Source organism: Methanobrevibacter millerae (assembly GCF_001477655.1).
GTDB classification, from domain to species: domain Archaea; phylum Methanobacteriota; class Methanobacteria; order Methanobacteriales; family Methanobacteriaceae; genus Methanocatella; species Methanocatella millerae_A.
The window spans coordinates 1-21,031 of record NZ_CP011266.1; the positions used below are offsets into that span (position 1 = coordinate 1).

22 protein-coding genes and 1 riboswitch are annotated in these 21,031 nt (G+C 32.1%); of the genes, 12 read left to right on the forward strand and 10 right to left on the reverse strand.

Going from position 1 to position 21,031, the window contains the following annotated elements; all coding sequences use genetic code 11:
* Positions 1-12 precede the first annotated feature (12 nt).
* Complete coding sequence (locus SM9_RS00005; RefSeq protein WP_058740275.1) at positions 13-1,167, forward strand: Cdc6/Cdc18 family protein; 1,155 nt, start codon at positions 13-15, stop codon at positions 1,165-1,167.
* On the opposite strand, the gene pyrB is transcribed toward SM9_RS00005, so the two are convergent.
* From pyrB to hisG, 3 genes are read right to left on the reverse strand one after another with little or no spacing between them, the layout of a single operon-like run.
* Positions 1,160-2,095: an aspartate carbamoyltransferase gene (pyrB, locus tag SM9_RS00010; RefSeq protein ID WP_058738184.1), complete on the reverse strand. Its 936-nt coding sequence runs from the start codon at positions 2,093-2,095 to the stop codon at positions 1,160-1,162. The genes SM9_RS00005 and pyrB overlap by 8 nt on opposite strands.
* Positions 2,088-2,582 carry a flavodoxin domain-containing protein gene (locus tag SM9_RS00015; RefSeq protein WP_058738185.1) on the reverse strand — a complete coding sequence of 165 codons (495 nt, stop codon included), beginning with the start codon at positions 2,580-2,582 and terminating at the stop codon, positions 2,088-2,090. The genes pyrB and SM9_RS00015 overlap by 8 nt, the downstream gene beginning before the upstream one ends.
* Positions 2,579-3,439, reverse strand: coding sequence for an ATP phosphoribosyltransferase (gene hisG, locus SM9_RS00020; protein ID WP_058738186.1), 861 nt, complete (start codon positions 3,437-3,439; stop codon positions 2,579-2,581). The genes SM9_RS00015 and hisG overlap by 4 nt, the downstream gene beginning before the upstream one ends.
* A 191-nt stretch (positions 3,440-3,630) precedes the next feature.
* On the opposite strand from hisG, the gene SM9_RS00025 reads away from it, so the two are divergent.
* Both SM9_RS00025 and SM9_RS00030 read left to right on the forward strand, forming a co-directional pair.
* Positions 3,631-3,843, forward strand: coding sequence for a histone family protein (locus tag SM9_RS00025; protein WP_058738187.1), 213 nt, complete (start codon positions 3,631-3,633; stop codon positions 3,841-3,843).
* 42 nt (positions 3,844-3,885) lie between these two features.
* Positions 3,886-5,190 (forward strand): amidohydrolase family protein, encoded by a 1,305-nt coding sequence (locus SM9_RS00030; protein WP_058738188.1) that lies wholly within the window; start codon positions 3,886-3,888, stop codon positions 5,188-5,190.
* Between the two features lie 19 nt (positions 5,191-5,209).
* Here the strand turns inward: SM9_RS00030 and tfrA are convergent, their stop codons facing one another.
* Complete coding sequence (gene tfrA / locus SM9_RS00035; RefSeq protein ID WP_058738189.1) at positions 5,210-6,853, reverse strand: fumarate reductase (CoM/CoB) subunit TfrA; 1,644 nt, start codon at positions 6,851-6,853, stop codon at positions 5,210-5,212.
* A 96-nt stretch (positions 6,854-6,949) separates the two neighbouring features.
* On the opposite strand from tfrA, the gene SM9_RS00040 reads away from it, so the two are divergent.
* Together SM9_RS00040 and ribB are read left to right on the forward strand one after the other, a co-directional pair.
* A complete protein-coding gene (locus tag SM9_RS00040; protein WP_058738190.1) occupies positions 6,950-7,324 on the forward strand; it encodes a DUF120 domain-containing protein in 375 nt (124 codons plus the stop codon).
* A gap of 40 nt (positions 7,325-7,364) precedes the next feature.
* Positions 7,365-7,500: riboswitch (FMN riboswitch) on the forward strand.
* A 50-nt stretch (positions 7,501-7,550) separates the two neighbouring features.
* On the forward strand, positions 7,551-8,237 hold the full coding sequence (gene ribB, locus SM9_RS00045) for a 3,4-dihydroxy-2-butanone-4-phosphate synthase (RefSeq protein WP_058738191.1): 687 nt from the start codon (positions 7,551-7,553) through the stop codon (positions 8,235-8,237).
* Here ribB and SM9_RS00050 read toward each other — a convergent pair.
* The 3 genes from SM9_RS00050 to gatA form a co-directional block, all read right to left on the reverse strand.
* Positions 8,234-8,659 (reverse strand): hypothetical protein, encoded by a 426-nt coding sequence (locus tag SM9_RS00050; RefSeq protein ID WP_058738192.1) that lies wholly within the window; start codon positions 8,657-8,659, stop codon positions 8,234-8,236. The two genes, ribB and SM9_RS00050, sit on opposite strands and share 4 nt — an antisense overlap.
* Positions 8,659-10,149 (reverse strand): nucleotide-binding protein, encoded by a 1,491-nt coding sequence (locus SM9_RS00055; RefSeq protein WP_058738193.1) that lies wholly within the window; start codon positions 10,147-10,149, stop codon positions 8,659-8,661. The genes SM9_RS00050 and SM9_RS00055 overlap by 1 nt, the downstream gene beginning before the upstream one ends.
* Before the next feature lie 150 nt (positions 10,150-10,299).
* Positions 10,300-11,673: an Asp-tRNA(Asn)/Glu-tRNA(Gln) amidotransferase subunit GatA gene (gene gatA / locus SM9_RS00060; protein WP_058738194.1), complete on the reverse strand. Its 1,374-nt coding sequence runs from the start codon at positions 11,671-11,673 to the stop codon at positions 10,300-10,302.
* Between the two features lie 196 nt (positions 11,674-11,869).
* Here gatA and SM9_RS00065 point away from each other — a divergent pair, with 196 nt between their 5' ends.
* Positions 11,870-12,664, forward strand: coding sequence for an HAD family hydrolase (locus SM9_RS00065; protein ID WP_058738195.1), 795 nt, complete (start codon positions 11,870-11,872; stop codon positions 12,662-12,664).
* Here SM9_RS00065 and SM9_RS00070 read toward each other — a convergent pair.
* Positions 12,661-13,383 carry a sugar phosphate isomerase/epimerase family protein gene (locus tag SM9_RS00070; protein WP_058738196.1) on the reverse strand — a complete coding sequence of 241 codons (723 nt, stop codon included), beginning with the start codon at positions 13,381-13,383 and terminating at the stop codon, positions 12,661-12,663. The genes SM9_RS00065 and SM9_RS00070 overlap by 4 nt on opposite strands.
* Positions 13,384-13,450: 67 nt before the next feature.
* Between SM9_RS00070 and SM9_RS00075 the strand changes: the two genes are divergently transcribed.
* The 6 genes from SM9_RS00075 (at position 13,451) to albA (ending at position 19,258) form a co-directional block, all read left to right on the forward strand.
* Complete coding sequence (locus SM9_RS00075; RefSeq protein ID WP_157064610.1) at positions 13,451-13,849, forward strand: PadR family transcriptional regulator; 399 nt, start codon at positions 13,451-13,453, stop codon at positions 13,847-13,849.
* A 1-nt stretch (position 13,850) separates the two neighbouring features.
* Complete coding sequence (locus SM9_RS00080; protein ID WP_058738198.1) at positions 13,851-14,897, forward strand: ATP-binding cassette domain-containing protein; 1,047 nt, start codon at positions 13,851-13,853, stop codon at positions 14,895-14,897.
* Positions 14,884-16,044, forward strand: coding sequence for an ABC transporter permease (locus tag SM9_RS00085; protein ID WP_058738199.1), 1,161 nt, complete (start codon positions 14,884-14,886; stop codon positions 16,042-16,044). The genes SM9_RS00080 and SM9_RS00085 overlap by 14 nt, the downstream gene beginning before the upstream one ends.
* A 10-nt stretch (positions 16,045-16,054) precedes the next feature.
* Positions 16,055-17,260 carry a beta-alanine-activating enzyme beta-propeller domain-containing protein gene (locus tag SM9_RS00090; RefSeq protein ID WP_058738200.1) on the forward strand — a complete coding sequence of 402 codons (1,206 nt, stop codon included), beginning with the start codon at positions 16,055-16,057 and terminating at the stop codon, positions 17,258-17,260.
* A gap of 156 nt (positions 17,261-17,416) precedes the next feature.
* Positions 17,417-18,964 carry a 2-isopropylmalate synthase gene (locus SM9_RS00095; RefSeq protein WP_058738201.1) on the forward strand — a complete coding sequence of 516 codons (1,548 nt, stop codon included), beginning with the start codon at positions 17,417-17,419 and terminating at the stop codon, positions 18,962-18,964.
* A gap of 27 nt (positions 18,965-18,991) precedes the next feature.
* A complete protein-coding gene (gene albA, locus SM9_RS00100; protein ID WP_058738202.1) occupies positions 18,992-19,258 on the forward strand; it encodes a DNA-binding protein Alba in 267 nt (88 codons plus the stop codon).
* On the opposite strand, the gene SM9_RS00105 is transcribed toward albA, so the two are convergent.
* Complete coding sequence (locus SM9_RS00105) at positions 19,259-19,918, reverse strand: PHP-associated domain-containing protein (protein WP_058738203.1); 660 nt, start codon at positions 19,916-19,918, stop codon at positions 19,259-19,261.
* Positions 19,911-20,948: a DUF1786 domain-containing protein gene (locus tag SM9_RS00110; RefSeq protein ID WP_058740276.1), complete on the reverse strand. Its 1,038-nt coding sequence runs from the start codon at positions 20,946-20,948 to the stop codon at positions 19,911-19,913. Before SM9_RS00110 ends, SM9_RS00105 begins: the two co-directional genes overlap by 8 nt.
* Positions 20,949-21,031 lie beyond the last annotated feature (83 nt).

Consider the following 21,031-nt stretch of genomic DNA (forward strand, 5'->3'; position numbering starts at 1 on the left):
ATGGGTGGGAATATGGCAAATATTTTTGAAAACATTCAGAATGAAAATGTAATATTTAAGGATAAAAAGCCTTTGGATCATAGGTTTTTACCTGAAAGATTATTACACAGGGAAGAACAGGTAACGCAAATAGCGAGATATTGGGTTGATGCTTTAAATGATGTAACTCCATCAAACATTACGATTTATGGTAAAACCGGTACTGGTAAAACTGCTGCTGCAAAATTCGCTCGGTCTCAACTTTTGGAGTTTTCAGCAGATCAAGATGTTTTTATTAAAATTGAATATATAAGATGTACTGATTATACTACTGAATATCAGGTAATAGCTCAATTGTGTCAAAAGCTTGGACGTGATGTTCCGCACAGGGGATGGACTAAAGCTGAAGTTGTCAATACTTTCAGAGATATATTCAGGACAAATGCGTTTGGAAAAAAACTTATTTTAATTGTTATTTTAGATGAAATTGATATTTTGCTTAATAAAGATGGAGATGGAATATTATATACATTAACAAGGACAGACAATGTTTCAATTTTATCTATCAGTAACTTTTTGGATTTCAAAGGACTAATCAAATCAAGGGTTACCAGTAGTTTAAATGATAAGGAAATTGTATTTCCTCCTTATGGAGCTAACCAATTGACAGATATTTTAAATGAAAGGGCAAATATGGCCTTCAATGAAGGTGTCGTTGAAAGTGATGTGATTCCATTGTGCTCTGCAATGGCTGCCAAGGAAGAAGGTGATGCTAGATTTGCTTTAGATTTATTAAAAACTTCAGGTTTCATAGCTGAAGAGGAAGGATCAAATACTATTAAAAGTGAACATGTCAGAATGGCTAAAGACAGAATAGAACATGATAAATTTGTTGACGTCGTAAAGACTCTTCCAACTCAACAGCAAAGGGTTTTAGAAGCTATTTTAAGATTAACTAATGATAATGAAGAAATCACTTCAGGTAAATTATATGAAGCTTATAGTGAAGTATCTAAAAAAGATGCTGTTACTTACAGAAGAATATTTGATTTTATCAATGAACTAGAAATGTTAGGTATCATTTCCACAAACACCATTTCTCGTGGTCGTGGAAAAGGAAGAACTAACATTATTAAACTTCAATGTGATGAAGATTTGCTTGAATCAAGTTTATATTCATCTATTTAGGGTTGTTTTTAATTAATGTTTTTAAAATTGCCATTCTTACTGGAACGGCATTGGCTGCCTGGGTGAAATACTTATTATATTTGGTATCATCCACATCACCATCTATTTCATCGATTCTAGGTAAAGGATGCATTACAATCAGGTCTTTACCTTCCAGCATTTTTTTGTTAATAATATAAGCACCTTTGATTTCTAAATAATCATCAATATCTGCAAAACGCTCTTTTTGAATTCTTGTAACATATAAAACATTTACTTTATCGATGACATCTGAAATATTGGATGTTTCAGTGTAAGACATTCCTGCTTTGTCTAAGTCATGAAGTATTTCTTGAGGCATTTTCAATTTATCCGGTGATACGAAGTAAAGTTCAACGTTATCATATAATGTCAGAGCATTTGCTAGGGAGTGAACTGTACGTCCATATTTTAAATCACCAATTAATGCAATTTTTATGTTGTCAATATGTCCAATTTCTTTTTTAATTGTGTACAAGTCAAGCAATGTTTGTGTTGGATGTTGACCAGCACCATCACCAGCATTAATTACAGGAACATCTACAATATCTGATATGAATTTTGAAACTCCTTCCATTTCATGTCTTATTACCAATGCATCACAGTATCCTTCAAACATTTTTGCGGTGTCTGCTATACTTTCACCTTTGGATACACTTGAAGAACCTGTGTTTTCAAAACCAATACATTCACCACTCAAACGTTTCATTGATGTTTCAAATGACATTTTTGTTCTTGTTGATGGTTCAAAAAACATTAATCCTAATATTTTTCCTTTTAATTCTTCTGAAATTTCTCTGGATTTAGCAATATCCTCTAATTTTGATGCTTCGTCTATAATATAATCAATATCTGATTTATTTAAATCTTTAATTGATATTATGTTTTTCAATTCAAAAATTTTAATCAACCCTTTTTTCAATTAAATTATTAATGTTATTTGCAAATTCTTCTATTTTATGTTTATTTAAAATAGGTACATTATCATTTTTTTCGATAATTTTTTTTGATTTTCTTCTTTGAATGTAATTTCCTATATCTGTATTTATTTCATATCCGAAGTTTGAATACACAAATGAGGATTCTATGATTTCCTGTGAAAATACTTTGTCCAAATTTGTCATCATATCTAAATTTTCATCACTATTCACATATAATGCATGAGGTTTTTCAATGAGTGTTTTGATATTTCTTGAAACATATCTTTTGAACGATCCTTGAACCTTTCCATTATACGTTGATGCCCCTAATATAATAAAGTTATATTTTAAAAGGCATATATCCTTGACATTTTCAATAGAAATCAACACTACCTCTGATTTAATTAATTCTTTTAATATTTTGGCGGATTTTTTTGTATCATCAATTAATGTTGAATAAATTATTGCAGTTTTCATATTATTCTTTCAATAGGTACAACAAGAATGTCTTTTGCACCAGCATTCCTCAAATCATTTACAAGTTCAAAAACTTGATCTTCATCAATAACAGCTTGTATTGCAACGGTTTTTTCTTTAGATAAAACTTCAGATATAGTAGGACCATCCATAGCTGGCATAAGTTTTCTTACTTCATCTAAATCCTTGCTTTTCACATTCATCATTATAAGTTTTTTACCATAGGCATCAATTACTCCTTTGATGCTTCTATTAACAGCTTCAACTAATGTTTTTTTATTTTCTAATGATTTTTCATTTGTTATTAATACAATTGTACTTTCCAATATTGTATCAATGATTTTCAAATGATTCATTTTTAATGTAGTTCCTGTACTTGTTAAATCAGTAATTAAATCTGCTACGCCAATAAATGGTGCGATTTCTGTAGATCCACTTAATTTAACAATTTTTGGATTTAAATCATGATTTTTCAGATATTTTCTTGTTAATGTAGGAAATTCTGTTGCTATTACCATATCAGATGTTAAATCATCAATTGAGTTAATTTCTGAATCTTCAGGTGAAGCTAAAACAAGTTTTGTTTGTCCAAATTTTAAATCTAACAGCTGAACAACTTCACTTTCACTTTCTTTTATCAGGTCAATACCACTTATTCCCATATCAACAATTCCATCAGATACAAATTCAGGAATATCTGATGCCCTTGCAAACATTATATCAATATTTTTATTATGAGTTTTTGATATTAATTGTCGATTATTGTTATCTTTTAAACCTAATCCTGCTTTTTCTAAAATATCTATAGATGGATTGCTAATTCTTCCTTTTGATGGAACAGCTATTTTTAATTTCATCTCAACACCAATTTTTCTTTATATATATTTTTAACATTATGTGTTTAAAATACTTTTTTTTATTATTTTTTTAGGCATTCCTTAATAATTCCAAAATATTTAAATATATATTGTTTATATAAAGATATTTAGCTTATGATTAATTGAATTTTAATCATAAGAATTGATTGAATTTTAGTGAGGTGAAAAATATGGCAGAAATACCAAAAGCTCCTATTGCTAGAATCATTAAGGATACTGGTGCTGAAAGAGTAAGTGAAGATGCAAAAGTTGAATTAGCTGAAGCATTAGAAGAAATTGCACGTAACATTGCTATTAAAGCAAATGAAGCTGCAAGATTAGCTAAACGTAAAACTATTAAAGCTGAAGATATTAAATTCGCAGTCAATGAATTAGACTTATAATTTTTTTTATAAGTCATACTTTTTTTATTTTTAGGTGTTATTATGGCAGATAATACGATTTTAATTAAAAATGCAGTTATTTTGGATCCTAATACGGATTATGATGAGAAAAAGGATTTATTAATTAATAATGATTTAATTTCAGAAATTTCAGATAATATTTCTGATGAAAATGTTGACAAAGTAATAGATGCAACAGGTAAAATTTTACTTCCGGGTTTTATTAATACACATACACATTTATCCATGACATTGTTTAGAGGATTAGCTGATGACCTGGCTTTAGATGAATGGTTAAATGATAATATATGGCCTATGGAAGCAAATCTTAACGGTAATTATTGTTATATAGGAGCTCTTTTAGGAGCTGTTGAACTAATCAAATCAGGTACTACAACATTCTCTGATATGTATTTTTATATGGAAGATGTTGCAAAAGCAGTTGAAGAATCAGGTATTAGAGCTGTATTGTCATATGGAATGATTGATTTCGGTGATGAGGAAAAAAGAAAAGCTGAAATTGAAAAGAACATGGCTCTATTTAAAAATTGTCATGATGCTGCTGACGGAAGAATTAAAGTATTTTTCGGACCCCATTCTCCATATACCGCTTCAGAAGAATTGTTAAGAGAAGTCCGCAAATTGGCTGATGAGAATGACATGAAAATTCATATTCATGTAAGTGAAACTCAAAAGGAAATTAATGATGTTTCCAGTGAAAAAGGATTAAGGCCATTCGAATACTTGGATTCTATAGGATTTTTAGGTCCTGATGTTTTATGTGCACATTGTGTATGGTTAAATGACAATGAAATTGATATAATTAAGAAAAATGATGTTAAAATTTCACATAATCCTTGCAGTAACATGAAATTGGCATCAGGTATTGCACCTGTATCAAAATTACTAGAAAATGATATATGTGTTTCTATTGGAACTGATGGAGCATCATCCAACAACAATTTGGATTTAATCGAAGAATTAAAAACTGCCAGCTTGCTTCAAAAGGTTTCAACTCTTGACCCTAAGGTTTTAACATCAGATGAGGCTATTGCTATCGGAACAATCAATGGTGCAAAGGCTCTCGGTTTGGAGGATGAAATTGGATCAATCGAAGTCGGCAAAAAAGCAGATTTAATATTAATTGATACAAATAATGCTAATATGATTCCAGACAGTTCTAATTTAAGTTCCAATATTATTTACTCTGCAAACGGATCTAATGTAGATACTACTATTTGTAATGGTCAAATATTGATGGAAAATAAGAAATTAACTACATTGGATGAGCAGGAAATTTATGATAAAGCTAGAAAAGCAATTGAAGAACTCAAGGCTCTTTTATAAAAAAAGATGATTATTGAAGCTATCTAGCTTCAAATTTAATTTTATTTTTGTTTAAAACAATACTTCTTTTCCATGCATCATTACTTTCAGGGAAATCGCTTCTGTAGTGAGCTCCTCTACTTTCACGACGTAATATTGCGGATTTAACAACTAAAATACAGATTTCAACCATATTTATTACTTCTAAAGCTGTTAACAATTCATTATTATACTGACTTTTATCAGATACATCAAGTTTATCCAAATCTTTCTGCATTTCTTGAAGTTGTTTAAGTGCTTCATTCAATTTTTTCTCTTCACGCACAATAGATACTTTTTCCCACATTAGTTTTTTGATGTTTTCTTTAAATTCATTAGCTTTAATGGAACCTGGCTTTATTAACCCTTCAATTCTTTCTTTTTCGGCCAAAACCATTTCATCATTGGTTTTTATTTCTGTTTCTTTCGCGATTTTGGCCGCATTTTCACCAGCTATTTTTCCGAATACTTGGGTGTCTGCAAGTGCGTTCCCGCCTAGACGATTAGCTCCGTGAACTCCACCGCAAACTTCTCCGCAAGCAAACAAATTAGGAAGTGAAGTTGAAGCATCAGTATTTATTTTGATACCGCCCATAAAGTGATGTGCTGTTGGAGCAACTTCAATTGGTTCGTTTTTAATGTCAACACCAACATTTTCAAATTGCAGAACCATGGTTTCCAGTTTTTCATCAATAACATCATCGTCAAGATGTGAAATGTCAAGATAGACTCCTCCGTGTTCGCTTCCTCTTCCTTCAATAATTTCCTGATAGATTGATCTTGCTACAACGTCACGTGTTGACAGTTCCATTTTTTCAGGTGAATATCTTGCCATGAAACGTTCGCCATCTTTATTTAATAGCTTACCCCCTTCAGCCCTTACTGCTTCTGTTACTAATACTCCTTTTTTGGATTCAGGGGTAACCATTCCTGTTGGGTGGAATTGAACCTGTTCCATATCAATTAGGTTTGCACCAGCTCTATATGCTATTGCAAAACCATCTCCATTTTTTTGAAAGGTATTGGAAGTTACAGGGTATAGTTGTCCGGCTCCGCCACTTGCAAAAATTACGGCTTTTGATTGGAAGTATATAATGCTGGAATCCTTTAAGTCAAATCCGGTTGCTCCTATTACTTGAACGCCCTCCTGAATAAGGGAAGTTATCATTACTTCTTCAATGCATTCTATATCTCTACTAATTATCTCTTCTTTTAAAGCATTTAAAAGTTCAGCACCAGTACGGTCTCCCTGAAAGCAAGTTCTTCTGTATGTCTGACCGCCAAATGGCCTTTGATTTATTTCACCGTTTTCCTGTCTGTCAAATAATGCACCGTAGTTTTCCAAATCAATTAATCTTTTAGGGGATTCATTTACTAAAATATCGACTAGCTTTTTATCATTTAGAAAACTTCCACCTTTTAAAGTGTCTTTAATATGTGCTTCTATTGAGTCGTCTTTATCAACAGCTTTGAAAACAGCATTATATCCACCTTCAGCCATTCCGGTACAACCGGATCTAAAGGATAATCCTTTTGACACAATTGTTGCTTTAAGACCAGCATCATCAACTTCAATAGCTGCTCTTGAACCAGCACCACCTGATCCTATTATTAACACATCTGTTTTAATAGTTTTAACTTCCATTTTAATACCTTTCATAATCTTTATTGGTATTACTTTTAATTTTTATAATTAATATAAATATGTTAAAAAATATAATTAGACATAAGAGGTTATTTGATGAAACTTAGGGGAGAAGTTACAACTGGTTTGGGAAAAGCTGCTTTTTTTCTATCTCAGGATTTTTACGTTAATAATTTTATAAAAAATTGTGGTTTTAAGCCTTATCCTGGAACATTGAATATTCTAGTCCCTGAAAATCATTTAGAGCAAATCAACGAAATTAAAGATAATTGTAATGATATCATTAAACCTGATGAAGGGTTTGGTGCTGTAAAATACATTGAAGCTATTTTGAATGATGATGTTAATGGGGCTATCGTTTTTCCGGCAAAAACAGAACATACTGAAAATTATTTGGAATTCATTGCTGAAATAAAATTAAGAGATGCACTTAATTTAAAAGACGGTGATATTGTAAGTATTGAGTTTTGATACCACAAAGTATTTTATATATAATTGATATATTATTTTAATACGTTCTCAGGGGCGGAGTGAAATTCTCCACCGGTGGTGATTTTAATATAATAAGTCCACGAGCACGAGGTTAATGTGTTGATTTGGTGAAATTCCAAAACCGACGGTGACAGTCCGGATGAAAGAGAATAAGTAGATTATTTTTTTTAAAAACCCTGGTTCTAGTACACAAGGAGACATTACTATGAATCAAGAAACTGATTTAGAAAAAGGATTTGAAGCCTTAAGACAAGGTAAATTTATTTTAGTATATGATAATGATGACAGAGAAGGCGAAATCGATATGATTATCGCTTCTGAATTTGTAACTCCAAAATCTATTGCTACAATGAGAAATGATGCTGGAGGATTAATCTGTAATTGTATTAGCTCTAAATTTTGTGATGAAATCAATTTACCGTTTATGGTCGACATTATGGCAGCAGCTACTGAAAAATATCCTAATTTAGCTGAACTTGCTCCTAATGATATTCCATACGATGAAAGATCATCCTTTTCAATTTGGGTAAATCACAGAAAATCATTCACTGGTGTAACAGACCATGACAGAGCAATGACCATTAGCGAAATGGCTAAAATGTTTAAAGATGGAAAATTCGATGAATTCGGTAAAACATTTAGATCTCCAGGACATGTCTGTCTTTTAAGAGGAGCAGTTGACACTGTTAAAAACAGAAGAGGACACACAGAAATTGGTCTTGCAATGTGTGAAATGGCTGGTGTTACTCCTGTTTGTGTCGTTTGTGAAATGATGGATGGTGAAACCGGTCAGGCAACATCATTTGATGATGCTAAAAAATATGCTGAAGAAAATGATTTGGTTCTCCTTAGAGGAAACGACATCATTAAAAAATATTTAGAAGAATACTAACTATACATGTTAGTATTATCCATTCTTTTATTTTGAATGTAGTTGATTATAAATTGGGTAATCTGTTGTATTTTGTATGAGTTATAAATGCTGAATGCAACGTATTTACCATCATGCATACTTATTTTTAAACCGTCGCGTATCTCTTTTGTAGGCTCTATTCCAGATATCTTATCCCATCTAACCCTTAGGGTTTTGCTTTTTAAAGCTTTTTCAAAGTGGATTCCATCATCCAGGATTTTAACTTTTTTTACAACACGGCGATTTTTATCAGACCCAATCTGAATATCTCCGTTTTCGTCAAAAACATAATCCGGAATCAAACAGTTGGCTTTCCATCCTTGACGAATTTTTCTTGCAACCTGATGTCTGTCTTTTTTGGTTAGTTTAACTCCCTGTTCTGGGCTTAAGTTAAGTGCCATTATATCACCTTATTTTTTATTTCTTCAAATGGAATTATACGATTAAATTTAACTTCCTGTGCCATTTTAGCTATTTTATCAATGTCTAGAGATTCCTCTACCAAGTCAAGAGCAGCTTTTGTAAACAAATCATACCTGATTTCTATTTCAGGTGTAAAGCCTCTTGTCTCTAGTTTTAGTTTTCCGACACTCAATACCTCATCGACATTGGAATTATTTTTAATATACGGAACTACATTTTCAAATATGCTTTCATTATATACTTTATTCAATAAGATTCCCTTAACATCCACATTGAATTTGCTTAACATGTTTGCATGCGCTACCAAATCAACAGCGGCAGATTCGATTCCTCCCTTATTAACTCCTGATATTAATAGCATTGGAATATTTGATGACATTGCTATTTCAGCTGCAGAAAATGGGACTTTTTCATTTAATAAACCTGTAAATACACTCATTACTCCTTCAATCAATACAATGTCATAATCAGATGAATTCAATTTAGCTACTGTAGATTCGATGTCACTCCAGCCTAAATGACCAATCTTTATTGAACTGAAATCATTCATATAGTCTTTTGTCAAATACAATCCAGGTATAATGTCGCGAACGTCAGGCCCTACTTTCAGTAGTGCAACTTTATATCCCCTTTTTCTTAACGCACCTGCTAAGCCTGTTAAGATAAACGTTTTCCCGGAATCTGATCCGTTACTTCCAATCATTAGGAATTTAGGTTTTTCGTTAGCTTTTCTTTGAGGTATTTTTATGCCTGTGCCGATTCCGATTTCAGATTGAATATGTTCTTTAACTTTTTTATTTCTATTGTAAATGTCTTCTATATCATCTGCATCTATTTGATTGAGCAAATTTTTGACCAAAACTGGATTTTCGTCAAGTATGTTATGAATCATAGTTCCAATGACATTTCCATCATCATTGCATGCTCCGGAAAATATGTTGTAATCTCCTGATTTGTTTGTATCGCCATAATTCATTCTTTGGACTTTAGAATAGAACAGCGGTTTAGCATCTCCAACAACCTTTCCATAGGTGTGTGTATGAAAACCGTTAACGTCTTCATTTTGATTTTTTGTTAAAAATGAATTGTCATAAACCTTTGCCACTACCCTATCGCTTGTAATTAACGGTGAAAATTCAACATCAATTAATCCAAGACCTTCTTTAACAATAGGGACTTCTGACTTTCTTCCGATATCTATCTGGTTTGAAAGCAGTTGAAATCCTGCACATATTCCAATAATAGGTTTTCCCATTTTTGCCATTCTTAGGATTTCCTTGTTTAAATCCATATTGATGTCATTTGATTCGATTAATGTTCCTCCAGGTATAATTAATGCATCAAGTTCTTCACTTACTTTATTTCCATTAACTAAACCATTTTCCTTAACAATATCTGTTGGTAAATTTCCAAATTGCTCAAAACCAGGAACAGCACCTTTTACATAAGCAAGTCCAATTTTTGTCATAAAATAACCTCAAATAGTGATATGATTTTTATAATTTTTAAAGTTTATTTAGACATGCATTTCAAGTGTAAAATTCATTGATGAAATAAAATTGTTTTCTTTTAATTTACTGGTTAATAAAAAAATAAAGTGGTTAGGGATTTAAAACCCTTAATTTTGAGTATTTTCAAATACAGCCATAGCTTTAACGATTTTTTCATCATCTAATGGTTTAGCTTGTATTTGGAGACCTACTGGAATGTCGTTAACAGTACCTGCCGGTATACTTGCTGCAGGAATTCCTGCAAGGTTAGCAATAACAGTCAATACATCATATGCATACATTTCCATTGGGTCTAATTTTTCACCGATTTCGTGTGGAAGTTTTGGCACGGTAGGACCTACAATCAAGTCAACATTTTCAAGCATTGCATTGATTTCATCACGAATAAGAGACCTTGCTTTAAGTGCTTTTTTGTAGTATTTTCCACTGAATTCAGCTTGTGCAATGTGGGAACCGATTTTAATTCTTCTTAAAACTTCATCTCCACAAACTTCCTCTATTCTGTAACCGTAATCTCTTCCGTCATATTTTCTTGTAGCTGAGAAGAACTCAACATAGTTAATTAAGTAATATGTAGGTAAACATAAGTCTAAGTGATCAAAAGATACTTCTACAAGTTCAGCACCTGCATCAACCAATTTGTTAATAGCCTTATTAACGGTTTTATTGATTTCTTCATCGGTCACTTCAATGAAATCTTTACAAATAGCTATTTTCATGCCTTCAAGGGATTTGTCTTCTAAACATTCTGTGAAGTCAGGTTTATCCCAGTCTATGGTTGTACATTCGGTTTCATCATAATCAACGATAGTATTTAATGCAAGAGCTATACCGCTGACATCACGTGCAAATGGACCGATTTGGTCTAAACTCATGGATAAGTCAAGTAAACCTTGTCTTGAAACGGCACCATATGTTGGTTTAAATCCGATTACACCACAATGGGAAGCCGGGTTTCTTATGGATCCACCAGTATCTGAACCTAATGCAATATCACACATTTCAGCCGCAACAACTGCTGCACTACCACCTGATGAACCACCAGGAATTCTGCCTAATGCATTAGGGTTTTGAGTTGGTCCATAATAAGAAGTTTCAGTTGAACTACCAGCTGCAAATTCATCCATGTTTGCAATTCCAATAATTATTCCATCTTCTGCTAATATATAATCGACTACAGTTGCATTGTAACTTCCTAAATAATTTTCCAATGTTTTTGAAGCTGCAGAAATAATCAAGTCTTCTACATTAATATTTGCCTTAATACCAAATACCAAACCTGCTAAGCTTCCAACTTCTTCTCCATTAGCTATTTTAGCATCAATTTCTTCTGCTTGTTTTAATGCATTTTCTTCGTTTAATTCAATAAAAGCATTAATGGAGTCATTTTTTTCTTTAATAACTTTAAGGAAGTTTTCAACATTTTCCTTAGCGGTTAATTCTCCACTTTTGATGGAATTTAATTTTTCAATAACATTCATTAAAACACCTTAGATAAATATAATAAATATAAATATATTTTTCAATATTTATATAACTTGTTTTTTTAAATATGTTATTTTTATTTTCATTGTTATCACTTATAACTTATAACTGATAATTTAATTCAATTTTTAATTATAACTTATAACTTATAACTACAAACTTTTATATATTAACAAAAATTTATTATTAAATATGAAAAAGGCTGTTGTATTTGATAATTCAGGAACATTGATTGAGCGGTATCGAGTTATTAAGGATGTTATTTCAGGGAATTTATTTACAGATATTAATTCTCTTGATTTAATTGATCAAACGGATTCTCTTGCATTGGTAGTCCTTCAGTATAATACTAATAAATTGATGGATTTAGATTCTAATACATTACTTTCAGATGTAATAAAGGAATATGATATAGATTTTGATGTAAGCTTCACCAATTTTGAAACCACAAAAGAGGATGTCAAGGAAATATTATACAATGAAAACTCAGCAATAATATCAGACATCACAGACGGATTTCCAATATTGAGAGAGAAGGTTCCACACATGCAACTGTGCAACGGATCTGCTGTAATTTTGGATATGGATGTTGGAATAATTGCATATACTATTACCTCTGCAGGCAAATTATTTGACGGAGTAATTGACACGGTAAGTGAATTAAAGTCTCAAGGCTGTGAAATCGTATTGGCATCAGGCGACAGAAAAGGAGCAATTAACAGATTGGCTGATATGATAGGTGTAAAAAAGGAAAATGCTCATGGCAGTATATCCACTCGAGGAAAATGTGAAATCGTTAAATCACTTCAAGATGATGGATATAAGGTAATGATGGTTGGTGATGGTTTAAATGATGTTTTAGCATTCAAACAAGCTGATGTTAGTGTTTTAACAATTGAACAGCAAGAGGAAGTATCTCCTAAACTTATGGATAAGACTGATTATATCGTTGAAAGCATAAAAGAAGTTAAGGAAATTGATTTTTAAATATACTTTTCAATAACCTTTTTGCTTTTTAAAACATTATTAAAGTCATTCAGCTCAATGATTCCTCTTTTGACTTTTTTAAGTAATTCCAAATCAAGTGTTCCATCACCTAAAGGAACATGCTGGTCTTTGATACCATCATTGTCATTCAAATGACAGTAGGTAATGTCTTTTAATTCCAATAATTCTTCGTTGTTTTTAGTTGTATTCCCATGACCTAAGTCAATTGTTATTCCACAACCGCATTCACTTTTAAACATTTCCAGTTCTTCTATTGTATTTCCGAGAAACACTGGTCTTATTGGCATATTTTCAACAGAGATAATTACGTTTTCAGCATAATCGACTAATTCTGATATGCTTTGGCATGCATATTCTAAAGCCTGTTTTCTAAGTGGAGGGTCGTTTCGCCCAATTTTTCCTGCATGGACAGTAATTGCATGTGCATTGATGCTTTCAGCATAATCTATACATTCCTTCATTTGCTTTACACTTTCAGCTTTAATGCCTTCGTTCAAGCTAGCTATGTTTATGTCCACTGTTGGAGCATGAATTGATACTTCAAGTCCACTGTCTTTATAAGCTATTGTATTGTCTTTTAAAAAGAATGGTGATTCCCCAAGAATTTCTATCATTTCAAAGTCATGGTCATGGGCTGCCTTGATTATTTTGTAGTTATCGTCCATAAACATGCACAATGTTGTAAATCCGACTTTCATATTTATATATTATGTTATGATATATAATAAATGTTGATATATGTCAAAATTTTACATATGTGATACAATGAAAGAACTAAATGAAAGTCATATTAAAATTTTAAAACATTTTTCCAATGGTTTGACTCATAATCTAATTCTATGGATTATTTCAAAGGAATCAATTCATGGATATGGAATCATGAAAAGATTAGATGAGTTTTTTGATTTTTCAAATGAAAATTGTGAGCTTAAAGCTACATCTAGTAAAGTATACCCTATTTTAAGAAAAATGGAGGATAAGGGTCTTATCAGAGGAGAATGGCAAATTGTCAATAATAAGCGGGTAAAGTTTTACTCTATAACTGAAGACGGTGAAATTGTTCTAAACCACATTAAAAATAATATGAAACGTGTTTTGGAAAATCCGTCATGGTTAGATTACCTTGAAGATATGACTGGAAGAGAAATTTCGAGGGAGAATTAAAATGACAAACGCAATTGAAACTAAAAATCTCACGAAAGTTTATAAAAATTTCACTGCGGTCAATTCCTTAAATCTAGAAATTCCTGAAAAAAGTATCTTTGGGATGCTGGGTCCTAATGGTGCTGGAAAAACAACAACAATTAAAATGTTAACTTGTTTAATCCAACCGACATCCGGTAAGGCTACAGTTGGTGGCTATGATGTCCAAAAGAATCCTGATGAAGTTAGAAGGCTTTTGGGAATGGTTCCTCAGCAAGTCAGTTTATACAAGGATTTAACGGTTATGGAAAACTCTCAACTATGCGCCGATTACTATGGAATAAACCCTAATGAACGTGATTCTCGTATTGAGGATTTGATGGAACTTGTTGATATTAAATATGCAAGGGACAAACGAATATCTCAGTTATCTGGAGGCCAAAAGCAAAAAGCTTCTCTTGTAGCCAGCTTAGTTCACAGGCCTGAAATTTTATTTTTGGACGAGCCTACAATAGGACTTGATCCAACAACTAAAAGAACTTTGTGGGATTTGATTCGTGAATTGAATGATAACGGCCATACAATTATCCTGTGTTCTCATGACATGCATGAGGTAGACATGCTGTGTGATAATGTGGGAATAATTAACACAGGAAATCTTGTTGCTTATGATACGCCACAAGGTCTTAAAGATTCACTTTTAGAGTCAAATAAAAAAGAGATATCTGATACATTATCTCAAATTTCATCTGAAAGCAATGTTACAACATCAACAAAAGAGGATGTTGAAAACTTATCTTTAAGAAAGATGTCTTTTTTACTTGAAAGCAATGATCAAGCTATTATCAACGCTTTGAAATCTAACGAATCTGTTAAAAGTATTGAGATAGCACATAATGGTCGTGTAAATCTAAGGGTTGACTATTTTGATGATAATGCGATAAATAGTGTATTGAATAGTGTAATGTCTTCTAATGGTGTAATCAAATCTATTTCTACTGAGGAACCGTCTCTAGAAGATGTTTTCATTAAATCTACTTCCGAGGTGAATGAAGATGATCGAGCTTAAGAAATTCGGATGGATGATTAGAAAAGAATTAATCTCTCTTAAAAGACATCCTGCTCGTCTGGTTTCTATTTTAGCATTTCCAATAATCATGATTTTACTTTTTGGATATGGTATGGGTGGAGATTTAACGGATTTGCCAATAGTTGTTGTTAGTCAATCCAGCGGAGACTTGACAGATTTAACTTTGGACACTATTAAATCAACTGATACATATAAGGTTGTTAAAGTTATGGATGACCAGGATAAAGCGGAAAAAATGGTTGATAATGGAGAGGTCAAGGCTGCCATTATAATGCCTAAGGATTATGATGACGATAACTCGTCGAACCAAAAATCAGTAACGCTTTATTTGGATTCATCAGACCAGATGGCATCACAGATTCTGGATTCATCAACCCAGGCAATATTTTCCAAATTATCTAACATGGTTGCTGCAGGCTCTGTAACATCAGTTAGTCAAAATTCTACATCAAGCCCTTCAGTTTCACATCAGTTAAATAATTTTAAAGATGATATAGGTCTTCATATTAACAGAATTTATGGAAATATTAAATATATCGACTTTTTGGTCCCAGCTATTTTGGGAATGACCATAATGTTTAGTTGTATGATGGGTATGGGTGCCACTATTGCTGGTGAAAGGGAAACAGGTGAACTTGCACGTTTATTCATGACACCGACTTCTGTTTCAACGGTTATTGGTGGAAAAATTGCATCAAAGTTACTCATTGAACTTGTTCGGGCACTGATTTTGATATTTATGGCTATACTGCTTTTCAATGTCAGCATTAAGGGAGGAGTTCTGGCCACATTCATTGTTTTGGTCTTTGGAGCATTATGCTTTGTTGGCTTTGGTATAATGCTTTCTTCCAGAACCCAAACTCAAGAGGATTATGCTCAAATAGTTATGCCGTTTTCAATGCCGATGATGTTTGTTTCTGGGGTATTTTATCCAATTGAAACCATGCCGTGGATTTTACAGAAATTAGCTTATATTTTTCCATTAACATATTTGAATGATGCTATGCGTGGTGTCATGCTTAAAGGACAAACTTTAGGTGATGTCTGGTTAGATTTAGCTATTCTTGTAGGATACACAATCGTATTCTTTATAATTGGTGTTAAAAGATTTAATAGGGATGTTTAGGAGGTTTTATATGTATAAAAAATTATGTTTAGCTATTGTTGTTCTATTGATGTGTTTAACTCCAATTGCAGCAAACGATTGGATTTCTTTTGGCTATGATTATACGCATCATGCATTTGTAACAGATGAGTCTGATTTCGTCACAAATTTATGGACCTTTAACTTCGGTTCACCAATTTTTTCATCTCCTGCAATATCAAATGAATACCTATACTTATCTTCAAGTAATGGTCAATTAAAATCAATAGATATGGAAGAAGGTAGAGAAAATTGGAGCTTTGATTTAAAATCTGATACTAATGCATCACCAATTGTTAGTAATGGTACTTTGTATATAGGTAGTGAGGATTCTTTTAGTGCAATTGATGTAGATAGCCATAAGCTAATATGGGAACATTCAACCTCCGCACCTATTTCCTCATCAGCATATCTTTATGAGAATATAGTCTATGTCGGATGTGATGATGGTCATTTATATGGATTTGATAATGATACCGGTGATGTAAAATTTGATGTTGACTTGGATGGAAAACTGCAATCTTCACCTATTGTTGTTAATGATACAGTTTATATAGGTTCAAGCAATGGAAAGTTATACGCTGTTGGCGTTGATTCTAAAAACGTGGATTGGGAATATACAACTGGTGATTCAGTATATTCATCTCCGGCATATGGTGATGAAAAAATATTTATTGGTTCTACTGACGGCAATTTATATGCAATAAATGAAAGCAATGGATCTTTAGTTTGGAAGGCAGACTTAAACAATAAAGTCTTTAGCTCTCCAACTATTGATGAACATGACAATAATGTTTTTATAGGATCTGATGAAGGAAATTTAACATGTCTTGATATTCGTGACGGAACTGTTAAATGGAGTCATTCCGTAGGTTCTCCTGTTCAATCAACTCCGGCACTGAAAGAAAATTTGGTTGCATTTACAAGCAATGGCGGTAGTGCTTATGTTTTAAATAAATATACGGGACTTGAAGAATTCAGTTATAATCCAGGAACTATTTTATTTAACTCTCCAATCACATCTTCACCTGTAATTAATGGAAATAGTTTATTCATATCAGGAAATGATGGATATGTATATTCTTTAAATATAGATAAGCATGAAGTTCCAGCTTCAGTATTTCTGTATTATTCAATAGCTGTTTTATGTATAATACTTGTTGTTGCAATTGTGGTAATAAAAAAATTTAGAAAATAATTAGGCATTAGTCTAATTATATTTTATTTTTTTAAAATCTTTTTAAAAAATGCTTATCTGTGATATATACTATCTTTTTTGATTAAATTAATTATACGATAAGTATTTAATTAAATAAAATTAATTATATAAATATACCTAATGGAGATTTTTTAGATGTATGATATCGATACCTTAAATAAGAAATATATGAATCTTTCTGATGAGATTTATATTTTTGATACAACTTTAAGGGATGGAGAGCAGACACCTGGTGTTGCTCTTACAGTAGATGAAAAGATTCAAATCGCTCAAAAACTCAATAACTTGGGTGTAGATAAAATTGAAGCCGGTTTTCCAGCTGCTTCTTTGGGTGAATTCGAAGCTACCAAAGAGATTAAATCTTTGGATTTTGATTCAACTGTTGTAGGATTGGCACGTTCTGTCAAAAGTGACATTGATTCAGTATTGGATGCTGATTTAGATTATATTCATACTTTTATTGGAACATCTCCGTTGCATAGAGACTATAAATTAAAAATGTCTAAAGAAACTATTATTTCAACTGCGGTAGGTGCTGTTGAATATGCTAAGGATCATGGTTTGACTGTAGAATTTTCTGCTGAAGATGCTACTAGAACAGAAAAGGACTTTTTATTTGAATTTTTCAATGAAGTTATTGATGCCGGTGCAGATTTTATTGATATTCCTGATACTGTGGGTATTTTAACACCAATTTTCACCAAGGAATTAATAACTTATGCAAAAAGTAATTTCAGTTGTCCTATAAGTGTTCATTTTCACAATGATTTTGGTTTAGCTACCGCAAATACTCTAACAGCAATTGAATGTGGCGCTAATCAGGCTCATGTAACAGTAAATGGTATTGGTGAGCGTACTGGAAACACATCACTAGAAGAACTTGTTATTATTCTTTATTCTGCTTATGGAATAGATTTAAAAATCAATAACTCACAATTATATAGTCTATCTGATTTTGTCGGTAGATTGACTGGTATTAAAATGCCAGTAAATAAACCAATTGTTGGGGATAATGCATTTGCCCACGAATCAGGTATTCATGTTCATGGTATTTTAAATAATTCATCTACTTATGAACCCATTTCACCAGAATTAGTGGGTCATTCAAGAAAAATTATTTTAGGAAAGCATACGGGTGCAAATGCTTTAAAATCTAAATTACATGATTATCACATAGAATTAAATGATGAACAATTTGAAAAGGTTTTTTCTCAAATTAAATCTTTAGGTGATAAAGGTAAGTGTGTTACTGATGACGATTTGAAAGCTATTGCTTTAACTGAATTAAGTTCCGCTCGTGAAACTCCTATTAAATTAAAAGGATTGGGATTATTATCTGGTGCAATTGTTTCTCCAACTGCCACCGTTAAATTAGAAATTAATGGTGTAGAAAAAGAAACTTCCAATACGGGAGTTGGGCCTGTTGATGCAGCTTTAAATGCAATTCGTGAACTGATTCAAGATACAATGCATATTGAACTTGAAGAATATAATCTTGAAGCTATTAACGGTGGTACTGATGCTTTGGCTGATGTATTTGTAATATCTTCAGATAATGAAGGAAATAAATCAACTGGCAGGGCTATTGACGATGATATTGTAATGGCCAGTATATTGGCTGTTTTAGACTCAATCAACAAATTATTATTAATGAAAAAAACTGAGGAAGAATTAAATTTATAAATTTATTAACATTAGGAGCATAAAAACATGGAAGAAAATACAATTTTCATTGGAAATAAACCAGTAATGAATTACGTTTTGGCTGTTGTAACACAATTCAACGAATATGACTCTGTAACTCTAAGGGCTAGAGGAAAAGCTATTAGCCGTGCAGTCGACACTGCTGAAATTGTAAGAAACAGTTTTGTTCAGGAAGCTGATGTTGCTGATATTCAAATTTCAACAGAAGAAGTTGAAAACTACAATAATGAAAAAACTAATGTTTCCATTATTGAAATCAGATTAGTAAAATAGTTAATCAAACTTTTTCAATACTTTATATTCAAATAGGTATTTTGATAGTTTGATGTTGGAAGTGCCTTTTCCAAAGGCTTCTACTTTTCCCTTTTTTATTGATTTTAAAACGCTGTCTATGTCCTTTTCACAATCTATTTTTGAATAGCAGTCACCTACGAACTTAAAGTAATGTGCATCGCTTGCACCAAGTGAAGGTAAATTTTCATTTTTTGATAGATTTTTTGCTTTATTATTGCAATATCCTACTATAAATCTCGCATTTTTTGTTTCTATTGCATCAATTTTTAAATCTTTATAATCCGCTTTGCACAATAGGCCATGCCTGTAAAAACAGTATGGATGAGGTATTATTGCAAGCGCACTCTGGTCATGAATCAGGTCTATAGTTTCTGCTGCAGGAAGGTCCCTATCGATTTTTTCTTCACATCCAAATCCTAAAATATGTCCTTCAATGGAAGATATCTCAATTGATGGAATTACAAGCAAATCATCTTTTTTTGTTAATCTTCTTGCTTCTTTAGATCCATCGACAGTATTATGATCGCTTATTGCAATTATATCAATATTTCTGCTTTTAGCTACTTTAAAAATATCTTTCAATTTGGATTTAGAGTCCGGTGAATATTCGCTGTGAATATGTGAATCCATCTTATACATTGTATGCCTCAAGAGTTTTTATTAAACCTACAGTTCCTGTCATCATCACATCCCCTCCTGGGCATGCATGATGCCAGTCTAGATTTGTCTTTTCGATTAGTTCACGTTTTGGGCCACTTACTATGATTTTTTCTATTTTTGAAATTGGATTTATTACATGTGCACCGTGGCCGTGATCGTTATAGACTTCTTCGTTTGTTATCACTCCATCCGCTAGGCGTTTTAGATAATTTTCCAGGCTTTCATGTGTTAGGGATGATGTGTGATGTTCAAATATTCCTTGAATTTTACCGTTTTCTATTGATGCTGCTGTAGTGTGGCCATTACCTATATCAATAGCAATAAAACTGTTTAATGTGGATGCTATTTCATCGTAGCACATTCCAGCTATTGATGCAAATTTTGTGTCCATTAATAAAGGCTGAATGTCTATTCCTTCGCTTGCTATTGATCTTTCCACTGCTTTCATTCTTGTGTAGTAATCTGGAACATTTCCTTTAAATGCAAATTCTTCTGGTTTTATAGGTTTTTCTAGTTTTTGACGGAATTTTTCAAATCTAAAATCTCTGTCTCCCATGTTTTCATTGTATCCATGGTCTTGTACGGCTATTGCAATTTCATCAAAATCGAATTCCAAATCATATCCAAGAAGGAATTTTGATAATTTTGTAATGTTGATATCTCCAAGTGTAATTTTACTGTAATCCTTATATTCTTTTTCAGGAGAAGCTATTTCTATTCCTAATGCTTCAACTTGTGATATTTTATCTCTTATTGTTTTTGCGGGAGTTTCTTCCATTACAACATTATATCCTTTTTCCATATGTTCCTGTAATGTTTTTTTGATTTTTCCTCCACCCATTATTTCACCGTCAAAGTAAATATTGTTTTCAATTTCCCTTATTTTTTGAGAAATCAATAAATGTGGGGACGGTAGAACTAGTTTAATGGAGTTTTCAAGTTCTTTTTCATCATCATATATCATGATATCTTGGGTTCCGGTACCTACATCAATAGCTAAAATTCTCATGATGACTTTTTTATTTTTCATTTTATTAATATATTAATAGTACAATTATGTACAACAAAGTTTTAAATAGTACATTATAATAA

What these genes read in the sequence shown, in the direction of transcription:
- SM9_RS00005 (WP_058740275.1), top strand. Translation starts at nt 13, where the DNA reads ATGGCAAATATTTTTGAAAACATTCAGAATGAAAATGTAATATTTAAG.
- SM9_RS00015 (WP_058738185.1), bottom strand. Translation starts at nt 2,582, where the DNA reads ATGAAAACTGCAATAATTTATTCAACATTAATTGATGATACAAAAAAA.
- hisG (WP_058738186.1), bottom strand. Translation starts at nt 3,439, where the DNA reads ATGAAATTAAAAATAGCTGTTCCATCAAAAGGAAGAATTAGCAATCCA.
- SM9_RS00025 (WP_058738187.1), top strand. Translation starts at nt 3,631, where the DNA reads ATGGCAGAAATACCAAAAGCTCCTATTGCTAGAATCATTAAGGATACT.
- SM9_RS00030 (WP_058738188.1), top strand. Translation starts at nt 3,886, where the DNA reads ATGGCAGATAATACGATTTTAATTAAAAATGCAGTTATTTTGGATCCT.
- tfrA (WP_058738189.1), bottom strand. Translation starts at nt 6,853, where the DNA reads ATGGAAGTTAAAACTATTAAAACAGATGTGTTAATAATAGGATCAGGT.
- SM9_RS00040 (WP_058738190.1), top strand. Translation starts at nt 6,950, where the DNA reads ATGAAACTTAGGGGAGAAGTTACAACTGGTTTGGGAAAAGCTGCTTTT.
- ribB (WP_058738191.1), top strand. Translation starts at nt 7,551, where the DNA reads ATGAATCAAGAAACTGATTTAGAAAAAGGATTTGAAGCCTTAAGACAA.
- SM9_RS00050 (WP_058738192.1), bottom strand. Translation starts at nt 8,659, where the DNA reads ATGGCACTTAACTTAAGCCCAGAACAGGGAGTTAAACTAACCAAAAAA.
- SM9_RS00055 (WP_058738193.1), bottom strand. Translation starts at nt 10,149, where the DNA reads ATGACAAAAATTGGACTTGCTTATGTAAAAGGTGCTGTTCCTGGTTTT.
- gatA (WP_058738194.1), bottom strand. Translation starts at nt 11,673, where the DNA reads ATGAATGTTATTGAAAAATTAAATTCCATCAAAAGTGGAGAATTAACC.
- SM9_RS00065 (WP_058738195.1), top strand. Translation starts at nt 11,870, where the DNA reads ATGAAAAAGGCTGTTGTATTTGATAATTCAGGAACATTGATTGAGCGG.
- SM9_RS00070 (WP_058738196.1), bottom strand. Translation starts at nt 13,383, where the DNA reads ATGAAAGTCGGATTTACAACATTGTGCATGTTTATGGACGATAACTAC.
- SM9_RS00075 (WP_157064610.1), top strand. Translation starts at nt 13,451, where the DNA reads ATGAAAGAACTAAATGAAAGTCATATTAAAATTTTAAAACATTTTTCC.
- SM9_RS00080 (WP_058738198.1), top strand. Translation starts at nt 13,851, where the DNA reads ATGACAAACGCAATTGAAACTAAAAATCTCACGAAAGTTTATAAAAAT.
- SM9_RS00085 (WP_058738199.1), top strand. Translation starts at nt 14,884, where the DNA reads ATGATCGAGCTTAAGAAATTCGGATGGATGATTAGAAAAGAATTAATC.
- SM9_RS00090 (WP_058738200.1), top strand. Translation starts at nt 16,055, where the DNA reads ATGTATAAAAAATTATGTTTAGCTATTGTTGTTCTATTGATGTGTTTA.
- SM9_RS00095 (WP_058738201.1), top strand. Translation starts at nt 17,417, where the DNA reads ATGTATGATATCGATACCTTAAATAAGAAATATATGAATCTTTCTGAT.
- albA (WP_058738202.1), top strand. Translation starts at nt 18,992, where the DNA reads ATGGAAGAAAATACAATTTTCATTGGAAATAAACCAGTAATGAATTAC.
- SM9_RS00105 (WP_058738203.1), bottom strand. Translation starts at nt 19,918, where the DNA reads ATGTATAAGATGGATTCACATATTCACAGCGAATATTCACCGGACTCT.
- SM9_RS00110 (WP_058740276.1), bottom strand. Translation starts at nt 20,948, where the DNA reads ATGAGAATTTTAGCTATTGATGTAGGTACCGGAACCCAAGATATCATG.